The 15,250-nt window shown below is 45.1% G+C and carries 12 protein-coding genes; 8 read left to right on the forward strand and 4 right to left on the reverse strand.

The features are described 5' to 3' along the window. Positions 1-183 precede the first annotated feature (183 nt). Positions 184-420 carry a hypothetical protein gene (locus DW033_RS24515; RefSeq protein ID WP_154302197.1) on the forward strand — a complete coding sequence of 79 codons (237 nt, stop codon included), beginning with the start codon at positions 184-186 and terminating at the stop codon, positions 418-420. A 214-nt stretch (positions 421-634) separates the two neighbouring features. On the opposite strand, the gene DW033_RS13230 is transcribed toward DW033_RS24515, so the two are convergent. Continuing rightward, a complete protein-coding gene (locus DW033_RS13230; protein WP_048927803.1) occupies positions 635-3,094 on the reverse strand; it encodes a hypothetical protein in 2,460 nt (819 codons plus the stop codon). A 224-nt stretch (positions 3,095-3,318) separates the two neighbouring features. Here DW033_RS13230 and DW033_RS13235 point away from each other — a divergent pair, with 224 nt between their 5' ends. The 6 genes from DW033_RS13235 (at position 3,319) to rpiB (ending at position 10,326) form a co-directional block, all read left to right on the forward strand. Then, on the forward strand, positions 3,319-4,395 hold the full coding sequence (locus DW033_RS13235; RefSeq protein WP_005866355.1) for an aldose epimerase family protein: 1,077 nt from the start codon (positions 3,319-3,321) through the stop codon (positions 4,393-4,395). A gap of 45 nt (positions 4,396-4,440) precedes the next feature. Then, positions 4,441-5,715: an MFS transporter gene (locus DW033_RS13240; protein WP_005866353.1), complete on the forward strand. Its 1,275-nt coding sequence runs from the start codon at positions 4,441-4,443 to the stop codon at positions 5,713-5,715. A gap of 107 nt (positions 5,716-5,822) precedes the next feature. Beyond that, on the forward strand, positions 5,823-6,968 hold the full coding sequence (gene galK / locus DW033_RS13245) for a galactokinase (protein WP_048927859.1): 1,146 nt from the start codon (positions 5,823-5,825) through the stop codon (positions 6,966-6,968). Positions 6,969-6,988: 20 nt separating this feature from the next. Then, a complete protein-coding gene (locus DW033_RS13250) occupies positions 6,989-7,681 on the forward strand; it encodes an NUDIX domain-containing protein (protein WP_036610602.1) in 693 nt (230 codons plus the stop codon). A gap of 180 nt (positions 7,682-7,861) precedes the next feature. Then, a complete protein-coding gene (locus tag DW033_RS13255; protein ID WP_005866349.1) occupies positions 7,862-9,892 on the forward strand; it encodes a transketolase in 2,031 nt (676 codons plus the stop codon). A 2-nt stretch (positions 9,893-9,894) separates the two neighbouring features. Continuing rightward, positions 9,895-10,326 carry a ribose 5-phosphate isomerase B gene (rpiB, locus tag DW033_RS13260; protein ID WP_122377574.1) on the forward strand — a complete coding sequence of 144 codons (432 nt, stop codon included), beginning with the start codon at positions 9,895-9,897 and terminating at the stop codon, positions 10,324-10,326. Between the two features lie 142 nt (positions 10,327-10,468). Here rpiB and DW033_RS13265 read toward each other — a convergent pair whose 3' ends face one another. The 3 genes from DW033_RS13265 to DW033_RS13275 all read right to left on the reverse strand — a co-directional run bounded on the left by DW033_RS13265 (position 10,469) and on the right by DW033_RS13275 (position 14,020). Then, entirely contained in the window at positions 10,469-12,046 is a 1,578-nt protein-coding gene (locus tag DW033_RS13265; RefSeq protein WP_122369282.1) for a carboxylase, read from the reverse strand. Positions 12,047-12,152: 106 nt separating this feature from the next. Continuing rightward, on the reverse strand, positions 12,153-13,073 hold the full coding sequence (locus DW033_RS13270) for an endonuclease/exonuclease/phosphatase family protein (RefSeq protein ID WP_005858105.1): 921 nt from the start codon (positions 13,071-13,073) through the stop codon (positions 12,153-12,155). Positions 13,074-13,084: 11 nt separating this feature from the next. Then, positions 13,085-14,020, reverse strand: coding sequence for an alkaline phosphatase (locus tag DW033_RS13275; protein WP_122382824.1), 936 nt, complete (start codon positions 14,018-14,020; stop codon positions 13,085-13,087). A 134-nt stretch (positions 14,021-14,154) separates the two neighbouring features. Between DW033_RS13275 and DW033_RS13280 the strand changes: the two genes are divergently transcribed. Further along, positions 14,155-15,246, forward strand: a complete 1,092-nt coding sequence (locus DW033_RS13280; protein ID WP_122382825.1) for a glycoside hydrolase family 76 protein — start codon at positions 14,155-14,157, stop codon at positions 15,244-15,246. Positions 15,247-15,250: the final 4 nt, after the last annotated feature.

The following is a 15,250-nucleotide window of genomic DNA, read 5'->3' on the forward strand; positions in this document are numbered from 1 at the left end:
GAGTATCGTTCTTGCCAAAAGACGGATTTTAATCGAACATAACTTACCCTCCGTTCGTAAAACAACAAAGCTACCGACAGGGTAAACAAAGCGAGGAAAAAAGTCAATGAGGCAATAAGGTACAAAAGTTTCTCCCCAAAAGCGGAGAAAGACGTCAAAGGAGTTATGATTTCTTGAAAAGAGATGAAAGCAGCCGGCTCTTTATTCGCTATTGAAAATAAAGATGTAGAAGCACACACCCGTACCTCCTTTTGGGAGAAAGAATCGTTGGCGACCACAGTCAATGCGGCAAAAACGACCATGCACAAAAACATTGCCTTTAACCACTTCATAACAAGAACAAAATTGATCAAAGGCAAATGTATGGATTTTCACTCAATAAATCCAAACAATAAGCATGCAAATAACAAGAATATGTAAATCATTGATTATCATCATCCTTAAAAACATGATTATATTTCTGAAAAAACACGTACATGTTTTCCAAAAAAGGCGTACATGTTTTTCGGAAAACACGTACACGTTTTTACCGGATCATACGACAGAAGACAAGAACAAATATAGAAATAGACAATAACCCTCCTTATCATGATGAGAATTTCCCTCATCAGTCCCGTGTAGGTTTGAGGCTATATCAAAACCCAAGCCCCAACTCAAAGGCGAACCGGAAACTATCCGTCGAGCCAAACCAAGAATATTTAGTGGTGAACTTATTCAAGAAAGTAAGCCAAATCCCGCCACCATAGGAAGTATGCCAACTATGGGAACGCTCACCGGGAAACCAGACCCTACCATAATCAAAGCCCGCGAATAGACCATATTTTAAGGGAGTGAACGGATTCTTTAGTTTTCCCATGTCCAAGCGTAAATCCGAGTATTGGTAAAAGGATTGCTTTCCGATAAAACGGTTCTCACGGAATCCCCTTAAATCAATCGTAGCGGCTTGATAGAACTCATAGTCATTATCGAATAATACCGTTCCCTTCATCAAGGAGGCCCAAGTAAAACGATCCGAGAACCGTACGTTCCATGAAAGGCTTCCCTGCGCATAGGGTAAATTGCGTTCCGGCTTTTTCAAATTCATTTTCCATCCGGCCGTCCATTCGGTTTCCAATAGGGGAAGCCACGAATAAGGCTGTTTCGTTATCCGGTAAGTAGCACCAAGACCTACGAAATAATTCGTGCGGAAAATAGGATGATCTTCTCCATAAACCGTATAAATATATCGATCATCCGTACGTTTAGCCTTGTACATATCCAAAGAGCCAAAGAATGTCATCACCTCTTCTTTCCTCAAATCCATCTCGAAGGATGGATTAAACATATACGTCCGGAGCTTCACCCGGTTATAATTCTTTTTCTCCTCTTTATAGCCCGCCGTATTATTTCCAAATCCGAAGAAGTTCTCGAAGTTACGGGGTGAAGAGATGGAGGCATTTAGGTATAAACGTCTCCGGCCGTCATAATTAGGGAAGATACCTGCATACATGAACCCTTTCAAATAATTATACCCGACCCGATGCTGATAGGTGAATGGGGCTCGTTTAAAGCCATACATCGTATATGTAAAGAACGTACCCAAACTAATACCTTTATCCGAATCATATATTCCCCACGGGGTAAAAGATATCTTATGGTATTTTATCTTCTGGTAATCATATTTATAATCTTTATCATAGACATGTATTTTCCGGTTATGATTCAATTGGTATTGGCTCTCCCCCTCTCCGGAGATCAAGTATATCGGAAAATCTTTCCGTGTATTTCCCTTCACTTCAAACGTATCGTTTCCCGCAAGCCCATATAACCACAGTTCCTTGGTTTCCTTGCCGGAGAATTGTTGTTCCAACCTACAGTCTCCGGTCTCGGGATCATAAATCCGTAAAACAGTCCGGTCCGGCGCTTGCCGCTCGATCAAGAAATAATCGGATTGATTGGTTCCGGCAACCACTGGAGTACGTTGCAATAAGCGATAATATTGGCTGGCAACCGCTTCCAGCTCTAGCCTCCTTCGTTTCAACTTTCGTTTAATCAGTTCTATCTCATCATGTTTTACACCTTCCGGCAAATAAGTAAAAGCGCTATCGATCAAAGAGTCGGTCATCTGTCTCTGAATTTCTTGGGCTTGGCGTATCCAAACCGACTCATCACTGCGGCCTGCTACCGCCATATCCAGCGCAAAAGCTAGCTTATTGATTTTCTTTGTATCTTTTAAAATCAAGCTATCATAATTACAGATAAAATCCAACGATAACATCTTCAACATTTGCTTGAACAATACTCCGTCCACCTTCGTGAAAGCATGATTCCTATCGATCACGATCGGGGTATAAATTACGCTATCATTGACGGTATGTGACTGCCACTCCCAGTTTTCGTTCGTCTTATTCCAATCTCCGGTCCACATATCGAAAATACGTTCCCGAATGTATAGATTTTGATCCGCCATATAGTTTTTACTCACTTGAAGGCTGTCTAGAAAGTCTTCCGTGGTATACAAATTAGACCTTAAATTAATATCCGGAACATTGATTAGATTGACCAGCCTATCTTGTATATCGCTGCCGTCCGCAACTGTGTCTTTCCGTATGTGGGAAGGAATATAGTAAATACGGGAGGGAGAAAAACTCAATCCCGCGGACTTCGCTAAATAATCTGCGACCAAAAAGGTATAGGGATTGATAATCGTATAAGCATCTCCTAAGAACTCATCCAAATATGTATTCTTAAAATCAGTCTTATTATATATTTCCCGGAAAAACTTCGACTCCAAGAAACTTGTAGAGCCACCCAAGGGCTTTAGCAAATACAATTGCTTACGCTTATTCTCCAACAATAATCCGTGAAACCCTTCCGCTTGCCCGACGATATCCATCCCACCCCCCAACGTTTCTATCGTAGCCGAAGGAACCCTGATCGGGATCGTATAAAGGTGACGATAATGCCTCCCCCACATCCAATTATAGATCTTGCTTTTACCACTATCCGCTTGCGGATAAATGGACTTACGTACCCAATCTTGAGATTGGGAATAAAGCAAGCCGGGCATAAGCACAAAGAGTATGAGTATGATATATTTATAGGACGACCGCATGGACAATTTCTTTCTATCTCTGTTTTACTAATAACAGGGGTAAGACAAGAGTTGTTTTGTTTTTTAGCCTAAGAGAAGAATCAAGGACTTGACGTATAAACAAGCGATAATTATATATTTTTGGTAGACAAATCTAAAATCATGCTATAAAACATTATTCAGAAAGGTTATAAATACAAAGAAGAAAGTTACTTTTACACGCAATTTCAATAATATTGATACGCATGAAGAACATAAATACACTGTCGGGCTTGTCTGTTGCTAACTTCAGCAAGCAAATTGACGGGAAAGAAACGGCGCTTTATACCCTGTGTAACAAGGTTGGAGCAGAGCTAGCGATCACGAATTATGGAGCGAAAATCGTCTCGCTGATGGTTCCGGATAAAAACGGAAAAATGACCGATGTCGTTACTGGCCATAATTCGATTGAAGAGTACTTAACATCAGAAGAACCTTATTTCGGTGCCATTTGCGGTCGTTATGGAAATCGTATCGCCGCTGGAAAATTCACGATCGACGGTATTACTTATGACAAATTAGCCATAAATAATGGCCCCAATAGCTTGCATGGCGGAATCAAGGGATTCAATGCGGTCGTATGGGACGCCAAACAAATAGACGAGCAAACCATTGAGTTGAAATATACCTCCGCCGATGGCGAGGAAGGTTTCCCCGGAGAACTAAAGACAACCGTAACTTATCATCTGACAAATGAGAATGAGGTCGTTATCTCCTATCAAGCCTCTACGGACAAACCTACGGTCTTGAATCTAACCAATCATTCTTATTTTAACCTATCCGGTGCGGGAGACCCTTATATAGGAGACCATATTCTCACGATCAACGCCGACTATTATCTGCCTACAGACAATACGGCAATCCCGTACGGACCTAAAGAGAAGGTAGAAGGTACACCGATGGACTTCCGGACTCCTCATGAGGTAGGCGAACGAATCAATGACAATTTCGAACAGCTTATATTCGGTAAGGGATATGACCACACGTACATATTAAATAAAGAGGACAACGAACTTTCTTACTGCGCTCGCTGCTCCTCCCCCAAGACCGGTATCGTAATGGAAACTTATACGACTCAACCGGGCGTGCAATTATACACAGGTAACTGGATGACTGGGAATTTCGAAGGTAAGAACGGACAACGCTACCCGGAGCGGGCCGCTTTATGTCTGGAAACCCAGCATTTCCCCGATAGCCCCAACAAACCGGAATATCCGACAACGGAACTCCGCCCGGGCGAGGTTTTCCAAAGTACTACTATTTATAAATTCAGTGTAGAATAAGAGAATAATTTAAGTAATCTAATAATCTAAAACAACAAAAAAGAAATGGAATCAACAGCAAAAAAGAATTACACATTGCCTATTATCATGATGGTGGCTCTCTTCTTCATGATATCTTTCGTGACGGGTCTACAGAACCCATTCGGTATCATCGTTAAGAACCAGTTCGCTGCCAGCAACTTCATGTCGCAGCTGGGTAACGCGGCTAACTTTATCGCCTATGCCTTCATGGGTATTCCGGCCGGTATGCTATTGCAGAAGATCGGTTACAAGAAAACCGCTTTGTTAGCGATCATCGTAGGTTTCTGTGGTGTAGGTATTTCTTATCTTTCCGGTGTGGCTGGTAGCTACGCTGTTTATTTGACAGGTGCTTTCGTGTCCGGTTTCTCTATGTGTATGTTGAATACCGTAGTAAACCCGATGTTGAACACGCTAGGTGGTGGTGGAAACAAAGGTAACCAATTAATTCAGGTTGCCGGTTCCGTGAACTCTATCGGCGCTACGATCGTTCCGGTATTGGTTGGTTATTTGATCGGTGACGCTGCTAAGGCTCAGATCAGTGACGCTAACCCGGCATTGTTCTTGGCTATGGGTATCTTTGCCATCGTATTTATCGTATTGTTCTGCATGCAAATTCCGGAACCGCATATGGTTAAGGAAAATGAAGCCAAGACTCCGGACAAGCACAGCGCGCTTTCTTTCCGTCACTTCATTTTAGGTGCCATCGCAATCTTCTTGTATGTGGGTGTCGAAGTAGGTATTCCTAACTTCATGAACTTGTTCGCTACTTCTCCTGAGATCGGTATCGATCCTACAGTAGCCGGTTCTATCGTGGGTACATATTGGTTCTTGATGATGATCGGACGTCTGTTCGGTGCCTCTTTCGGAGCTAAGATCTCTAGTAAGGCGATGTTGTCATCAGCCGCCACGGTAGGTATGATCTTTATCTTGATCGCTATCTTCGCCCCTGCTACGACAAAAGTTAGTATGCCTGTATTCTTGTCTGATATCTCTTTCGGTATGGTTGAGGTTCCGGTTGGAATCATGTTCATGGCTCTTTGTGGTTTATGTACTTCCATCATGTGGGGTGGTATCTTCAACTTGGCAGTAGAAGGTTTAGGTAAATATACGGCAGCCGCTTCCGGTATCTTCATGGTGATGGTTTGCGGTGGAGGTATTCTTCCGTTGATCCAAGGAGCTGTAGCCGACGCTGGCGGTTTCATTACTAGCTTCTGGGTGGTATTCCTAGGATTGGCATATTTGCTATATTACGCTTTGATCGGTAGCAAGAACGTAAACAAAGACATTCCTGTTGAATAATAAGGACAGGACATAATATGATAAAGAAGAAATTATCCGGCAGAGTTATCTGAATGGGTAATTTCTTCTTGTTTATTCAATTATTTACCTTAATCAAATTAAGTATCATGCAACAAAAAATCAGAACTAAATTTAAAGAGTTATTTAATACCGAAGGTAGCTTATACACATCCCCGGGACGTATTAACTTGATCGGTGAACACACTGATTATAATGGAGGTTTCGTTTTTCCGGGTGCTGTAGATAAAGGGATGATCGCCGAGATCAAACCGAATGGGACGGGCAAAGTCCGGGCGTTCTCCATCGACTTAAATGATTACGCTGAATTTGGCTTGACCGAGGAGGACGCTCCTTCCGCAAGCTGGGCAAGATATATCTTTGGCGTATGCCGGGAGATTATTAAACGAGGTGGTAATATCCAAGGTTTCGATACCGTATTCGCTGGAGACGTGCCTCTGGGCGCTGGAATGTCTTCTTCCGCCGCATTGGAAAGTACTTATGCTTTCGCATTGAATGACTTATTCTCATTGAATATCGATAAATTCGAGTTGGCTAAGATCGGTCAAGCTACAGAACATAATTATTGTGGCGTGAATTGCGGTATCATGGACCAATTCGCTTCCGTATTCGGCAAGGCCGGAAGTTTGATCCGCTTGGATTGCCGTTCTTTGGAATATAAATATTATCCGTTTAATCCGGTTGGTTACAAACTCGTGTTATTGGATTCGGTCGTTAAGCATGAGTTGGCGTCCTCAGCCTACAACAAACGCCGTAAATCCTGCGAGAACGTGGTAGCCGCCATTCGCCGCAACCATCCGAAAGTAGAGTTCTTACGTGACGCTACGATGGAGATGCTGAACGAGGTAAAAGCGGATGTCAGCGCAGAGGATTACATGCGTGCCGAATATGTTATCGAGGAAATCCAACGTGTACTCGACGTATGTGCCGCTTTGGAGAAAGGCGACTATGAGACTGTCGGCGAAAAGATGTACGGCACGCATCAAGGTATGAGCAAGCTTTATGAAGTTAGCTGCGAGGAACTGGATTTCTTGAACGATATCGCCAAGGAATGTGGTGTAACGGGTTCTCGTGTCATGGGTGGAGGATTCGGCGGTTGTACGATCAACTTGGTTAAGGATGAGTTGTACGACGATTTCGTGAAGAAAGCCTTCTCCGCTTATAAAGAGAAGTTTGGCCGTGAACCTAAATTATATAATGTAGTAATCAGCGACGGAGCACGCAAGCTCTGTTAATCTTTAAAATCCATAAAACGATGTCAGCAGCTTTTTATCAAGACGAAGTAAAATTCTATGTTGCCGTAGATTGTATCATTCTAGGGTTTAACAATAAGGAGTTGAATGTTTTATTATACAAACGTTCGTTCGAGCCGATGAAAGGACAGTGGTCTCTTATGGGAGGCTTCGTGAAATCCGGGGAAAGCGTGGATGAAGCAGCATCACGGGTATTAACCGATTGCACGGGCATCGAGCATCTTTTTATGGAACAAATAGGGGCTTACGGAGATGTATCACGTGACTTAGGGGAACGGGTTATCTCCGTAGCTTACTATTCCTTGGTGAATATGAATGATTTTAGTCCCGAGATCTTGGAAAACCATAACGCTACTTGGACCAAGATATCCGAGCTTCCTGACTTGATTTTCGACCATAACCAAATGATAAACGATACGTTGTCCGTCCTTAAAAAGAAAGCGGCAAGCCGCCCTATCGGTTTCAATTTGCTTCCCGAGCAATTTACCTTGCCCCAACTACAGACATTGTATGAGGCCATCTACCAAACCCTTTTAGACAAACGAAACTTCCGCAAAAAGCTAAACGCCATGGATATTCTGGAAAAACTGGATATCAAAGACAAGAAAAGTTCTAAACGAGGAGCTTTCCTCTACAAATTCAACGAGAAAAAATACAACAAATGGGTTGAACAGGGTTTCGACTTCTCGCTCTAATCCGAATGATGTATACCCGCAAGAATAAGGCGCTCAGCGGGCTATCTTAAATATCTCTCAATTTATCAAAAATATAAGAAGATAGGAACCTTTACCGAAAAGGAATTGTTTGATTGATATAACGGCTCTTACAAAGAGTTTGATTATCTTTGCAGTCAAATAAATAATTCATCTGATAAAATGAACGATATTCAAGTAATGAACAAAGCAGCTGATAACATCCGTATACTGGCTGCGTCAATGGTGGAGAAAGCGAACTCCGGGCACCCGGGTGGCGCTATGGGTGGTGCAGACTTTGTTAACGTACTGTTCTCAGAGTTCTTAATATACGATCCCAAGAATCCCAAATGGGAAGGACGCGATCGTTTCTTCCTTGACCCGGGGCATATGTCTCCGATGCTTTATTCCGTACTGGCTTTAAGCGGCAAATTCACATTGGATGAACTTCAACAGTTCCGCCAATGGGGAAGCGTTACTCCGGGACATCCTGAGGTAGACGTTATGCGTGGTATCGAAAACACGTCCGGCCCGCTGGGACAAGGACATACTTATGCGGTAGGTGCGGCTATCGCGGCTAAATTCTTGAAAGCACGTCTGGGTGAGGAAGTAATGAACCAGACTATTTACGCATATATTTCCGATGGAGGTATCCAAGAGGAAATCTCCCAAGGTGCCGGACGTATCGCCGGAACTTTAGGACTGGATAACTTGATCATGTTCTACGACGCTAACAACGTGCAGCTATCTACCAAGGTAGAAGACGTCGACGCGGAGAACGTAGCCATGAAATACGAGGCTTGGGGCTGGAAAGTCATTCAAATAAACGGTAACGACGTAAACGAGATCCGCAAGGCTTTAAAAGAGGCTAAGGCAGAGATCTCCAAACCGACTTTGATCATCGGTAACACCGTTATGGGGAAAGGTGCTGTCGGCGCTGATAACAGCTGTTACGAGAATAAGGTATCTACTCACGGACAACCTTTATCCGCAGCAGGAGCTTCCATCGCAGATACGATCAAGAACCTAGGAGGCGATCCGGAACATCCGTTCGCAATCCTTCCTGAGGTAGCCGAATTATATGCCAAACGTGCGAAAGAACTGGAAGTAATCGTCGCCGAGCGTTACGCCGTGAAAGACGTCTGGGCGAAAGCTCACCCGGACTTAGCGGCTAAGATGGAGCAATGGTTCTCCGGTAAGGCTCCTAAAATCGACTGGGCCGCAATCGAGCAGAAAGCGAACCAAGCGACCCGTGCCGCTTCCGCTACCGTATTAGGTGTGCTTGCTACCCATGTAGAAAACATGATCGTAGCTTCCGCCGACCTTTCCAATTCCGATAAGACAGACGGCTTCTTGAAAAAGACCCATGCTTTCGTGAAAGGCGACTTTAGCGGAGCTTTCTTCCAAGCGGGTGTAGCCGAGCTTTCTATGGCTTGTATCTGTATCGGTATGTCTTTACATGGTGGCGTGATCGCCGCTTGCGGTACTTTCTTCGTATTCTCCGATTACATGAAGCCTGCGTTACGTATGGCCGCATTGATGGAGCAGCCCGTTAAGTTCATCTGGACACACGACGCTTTCCGTGTTGGAGAAGACGGACCTACACACGAGCCGGTAGAGCAAGAAGCTCAAGTTCGTTTATTAGAGAAATTGAAGAATCATAAGGGACACAACTCCATGTTGGTACTTCGTCCGGCAGACGTTGTGGAGACAACAGTCGCATGGAAACTAGCGATGGAGAACGTTTACACTCCTACCGCATTGATTCTTTCCCGTCAGAATATCACAGATCTTCCCGCTAAGGAAAATCGCTATCAAGAGGCTTTGCAAGCAGAGAAGGGTGCCTATATCGTCAATGAAGACGCAAACGCGGATGTAATTCTTTTGGCTTCCGGTTCCGAGGTATCGACTTTGGTCGAGGGCGCCGCCCTGCTTCGTGCCGATGGCATAAAGGTTCGTATCGTTTCCGTACCTTCCGAAGGTCTATTCCGTTCACAAAGCAAAGAGTACCAAGAATCCATTCTTCCCGCAGGAAGCAAGATTTTCGGCTTAACCGCTGGTCTTCCGGTTAATCTGGAAGGGTTGGTAGGTCCTAACGGCAAGGTATGGGGACTTGAATCCTTCGGTTTCTCCGCCCCTTACAAAGTATTGGACGAGAAATTAGGTTTCACGGCTAAGAACGTTTATAACCAAGTAAAAGAATTATTAGCATAAAGATGGGTATAGTAGGTTTGTGTAGCGATCACGCTGGTTTTGAGTTAAAAGAATATATAAAGACAATCCTCAATGAAAGGGGATTGTCTTATAAAGATTTTGGAACTTATTCCTCTGACAGTTGCGATTATCCGGATTTCGCCCATCTGATGGGCAAGGCCGTAGAAGCTGGCGAGGTTTATCCGGGAATAGCTGTCTGCGGTACAGGGAATGGCATTAGTATGACCTTGAACAAACATCGGGGTGTCCGTGCCGCCTTATGCTGGCAAGAGGATATCGCGAAACTGGCACGTGAGCATAACGACGCGAACGTGTTATCAATGCCCGGTCGTTTTATCAGCAAGGAAGAGGCTAAGAAAATCGTTGCGATATTCTTGGATACACCTTTTGAGGGTGGTCGCCACCAACGTCGTATAGACAAGATCCCTTTGTAAAGTCCGCGAAAAAGTCACTTTATAAAATAAAGAAGGCTCTCCCATGGTTCGCTTACCATTCGGAGAGCCTTTTCGTATCACCGTTTAAACGGCAACGTACATATAATAGATGACGGATGCCAAATTTGAAGACTTTCTACTATTAAACATTCGATCTCGCTTTTTGTTCTTTCCATTTAGTTAAAAATGTACGGGCTACCGTCGGGAATAACTCCAGCAACAGTATTTCTTTCTCATTCTCAGCCAATAACACATCCAAATCCTCCAATACAGGATTCTCTTGCATCACGTAATGGGAACCGTCGTAAGGCACCTCATTTTGTACGCCGGCGATTTTCAACCGGAACGCCGGATCTACCGGAATCGGCGTCTTGCCATACTCTCCTTTTACCAAGGCGATAAACTGGTTGGAAGGATTACTATACATCGGGCGGCCTTTCAGCTCATCCAGCGCACAGGAAACCGCTTGCGCCCCGATAATCTGGCTCGTAGGCGTCACCAACGGAGGCAAGCCGGCATCCATCCGTACTTGCGGAATGAGCGACATCGCCTTCTCCAACAAGTCGATCTGCCCCAATTGCTTCAACTGGGCAACCATATTTGTGTACATACCTCCCGGGATCTGCGCTTTTTTCACCAACTCGTTCGGCTCGGGGAAATCAAAATACTCCTCGATCGCACGGCAATAAAGCAGCAAATCGTCCTCCTTATCTTTCCGAGCGGCCTCGATGGCATCGTTGAAGAAGCGGTCGATCTCGGCGGGGAAACTATCCTCTACGGGATTAAAGGGCCTTGGGAATTTCTTAGCGGTATCGAATGCGGAAAGTTCCTTGCGGATCGTCAATAATTCCTTGTTGATCTTAGCGATCGCATCCATATCAAGATCCAGCTCGATACCCAATTTCTTGCAGAAGATATAGACCAGTTCTACTGCGGGAGCAGCTGGTCCTCCGGCGAAGTTCCATATATTCGTATCAACGATATCCACCCCATTGATAATGGCGGATACGACCGACGCCAATCCGTAACCGGGCGTACAATGCGTATGAAAATCTACCGGTACTTTCAAGCTCTTCTTGAACAATCGCACCAATTCCGCCGTACGAGCCGGAGGTATCAAACCACTCATATCCTTCAGGGTGATCATATCTGCGCCCAGCGACTCCAGTTGAAGGGCCTTGTTTAAGAAATACTCATTCGTAAAAACAGGCTTATGCAAGGGCCGTCCATGCAAGGCGGCTTTTATACGTTCTACCGGGGAATGGTGAGGATCTATCGTATAACAGATGGCACAGTCGGCCTTTCCCCCGAATTTCTTCACATAACGGATCGTGGATTTCACGTTATCCACGTCGTTCAAAGCATCGAAAATACGCATGATATCGATACCGGAACGAATCGAGTTCCGGCAAAAGCCTTCTATAATCTCGTCGGGATAAGGATTATAACCGAATAAATTACGCCCACGGGAAAGAGCGGATAGTTTTGAGGAATTACCTATTTTCTCTTTGATGATCTCTAAACGATCCCACGGATTCTCACCTAAATAACGCATCACGGAATCGGGAACCGCCCCACCCCATACTTCCATGGCGTAAAAGCCTGCGTCTTTGTAGTAAGGAAGTACACGGTCTATTTGCGCTTGAGACATTCTTGTAGCGAATGCCGATTGCTGACCATCGCGAAGAGTCAAATCACGAATCAATAATTTACGTATCATACCAAATTTGTTTAGATCGTTTTAGTCAATATTCTGATTATATAACAAGATCTAAACAAATTTGATAAAGATTACGGGGTTAATAATAACCAATTTTTCTAAAACCTCAGTCTTTTACTTCCACAACGATCATTACGGGAAAGTGGTCGGAAGGGGTACGGGCCTCATATTTACTCAATGACACCTCTTTCGGGAAATTACCGTTTTGCTCCTTCCGGGCGCTTTCTTTCGCCTCGGAGCGATAAGTATCCGTTAAGATTCCATACTTCTTCACCTCAAATTCTTTCGTAAGAAAAAGGTGGTCGATACGGCTATCGGTCTTGCGGTCCGGATGGAAACCGTTGAAGGTACCATTCGGGGCATAGCGGAAATCAGCGATCTCATAAGAGTCACGCATGATACCGGAACCATCTAACAACTGATAGGACTCACTTGTTTGGTCCACGTTGAAATCGCCGGTAAGGATAGCGGGAAGTTTCTTGGGGAACTCCTTGATCTTCTCCAAGATCAGCTTGGCGCTCTCGGCACGTGCCTGTACGCCTACATGGTCCATGTGAAGGTTGAAGAACAAGAAAGTGAAACCGGTTTGCTTATCCCGGAACTCACCCCACGTACAGATACGGGGAAGGACGGCATCCCAGCCCTTATTCGGACGGTCGGTGATCTCGGATAGCCAGAAATCGCCATGCTCCAAAACCTCGAACTTGTCCGTGCGGTAAAAGATAGCCGAATGCTCTCCCGCCCGCTTACCATCGTCACGTCCCACACCGATATAATCATATCCGGGCATGGCTTGCCTCAAGTCCTGCAATTGCGGATATTTGCCCTCTTGGGTACCAAAGATATCGAACCCGTGAAATTGTACGATCTGGGCGATGTAAGGATAGCGTTGTCCCCAACCGTTACCGTTCGTGGAATCGCCGCCGTTGGCGTTACGCAAATTATAGGTGGCAACCACCATTGTCTCCGCCTGTAAGGTTAATACGGCGCAAAAAAGAAAAATAAAAGAATAAATAACTTTCTTCATGATCTATGTTTTTAATTATCCTCGAAAGCTGATAATATCGGACGGGCGATCCACACCTGCGGCTGCGGTACGTCCAAGAGGTAAGCCATCGTGCCGGCGATATCATATACCATCGTACTCTCCGGGATCTTGAAGCCTTTCTTTACGTTCTTTCCATAGAAAACGATCGGGGTTTGCATCTCGTTCATCGTCTTGCCACCGTGACCGGTCTCGATACCGCCGTGGTCGGCCGTCAGTATAACCACCGTATCATCCATGATACCCGCCTCACGAACGGCATCCATCACTTGCGTCAAGCAACTGTCCAAATGATTCACCATCGCGAAATACTCCGGGGAGCTCCAACCCTTGCCATGTCCGGTACCATCCGGCTGATCGTATATGATCGCGCAAAGGTTCGGCTTCTTCTCCTTGATATACTGAACGGCTACCGGGGTACATCCGTTCGGGTTCTCAGCCGACATCGAAGCATGCTTACGGAAGCTCATGGCCAAGGTATCCACCAGATAATTCATGCCTTCCCACTCATAGATATAGCCGATCTCAGCCTCGGGAGCCTTATCCCGGTACAGGCCGAAGATATTCGGGAAACGGTTGTCGCTATTCACGACACGGGAAGGAAGCTCTGGCGTACGAGATCCCCACTCCGTATATCCGTGCAACTCCGGTCCCGCTCCCATAAACATGGAAGCCCAATTACAAGCACTCGACGAAGGCAGGATCGAACGATTCTCTAACGTGGAGGCGCCTTCCGCCATCATCTTACGGAAAGTAGGCATATCCGCCCCATTATTCAAGCAATGGGCGCTCAAGCCGTCGAAACCGATCAAGATTACATGCTTTGGCAGATTCTTCTCTTTCAAAGGCGCTTGCTGAGGTGCCGTATTACAGGCGCTCAGGCAGTATGCGATTACCGCACAACAAATAAATAAGATTTGCTTTTTCATCTTACCGTGTTTTTCTTTTATGATTAATATTGAAGTATCTTAGATTCCGTCAGACAAAGGTACAAAGTTTAACTAAAGTTCAAAAAGATCATTTATCTTTGTGGCTTAATCTAATCTTATTTTCATAAATACGTATGTACAAACATTTCCTGACAAGCGTATTGCTTGTATTTTTCATGCTATCCTGTAGCAAACCTTCCCCTTTTGAGGGAAAGATGCGAGAAAGCGTACAAACCTCCCTAAGCTGGAGAAACGACACGACCGGTATCTGGGAAACAGCCGACTGGTGGAACTCGGCGAACGTATTGACCGCCACCATTCGCTACGGCGCCGTAACCAAAGATCCGGCCATCCCATCTGTCATAGAGGATGTATTCGAGAAAGCCCGTCATTACCAAGTAGGCGTAGACTCAACCGGTACTCCCCGTTATTGCGACAACTTCATCAATGATTATTACGATGACGAGGGTTGGTGGGCATTGGCATGGATCGAGGCCTCCAAACTGACCGGAGAGAAAAAGTACCTAGATATGGCCGAGATCATATTCGATGATATGACAACTGGCTGGAGCGACGCTTGCGGAGGTGGCATCTTCTGGAAAAAGAACCCTTTGCATTACAAGAACTCCATAGCGAACAACCTGTTCTCCCTGACAGCTATCCGATTATATAAAGCGACCCAAAATCCGGCGTATCTCGACTGGTTCAAGAAGAACGTGGATTGGTATACGCGAACCGGCATGATCAATACGGACATCTACCAAATCGAGGACGGCACGAAAGACGATTGTACCCCCAACCGCAACGCCCACTACACGTATAACCAAGGCGTAGCCATCGCTGTCTTAGCCGAGATGTATCTCCAAACCAACGATAAATCTTACTTGGAGCTAGCGGAAAAGATCGCCGACGCTACCATTACCACGCGATTGGTAACCGACGAGGGAATTCTCCGAGAAATGAAGCCCGAGATCGATGATAGCAACGACGGTGTCCAATTTAAGGGTATCTTCATCCGTCATTTAGCCTTCCTGTATGAAGTGACAAAGAATCCGGCTTATAAAGATTTCATCTTGAAAAACGCAGAATCCATCATCACGAAAGATTATGACCCCACATCCAAAAGCTTCGGTTGTTATTGGTACGGCCCTTTCCACAAGGAAAGCTCGGCAGCAAACGCCTGCGCTTTGGAGTGCGTGATAGAGGCTTATGAGTTAACGAAATAGGTAT

Origin of the sequence: Parabacteroides sp. AF39-10AC, assembly GCF_003635405.1 — a bacterium.
Lineage (GTDB): Bacteria > Bacteroidota > Bacteroidia > Bacteroidales > Tannerellaceae > Parabacteroides > Parabacteroides distasonis.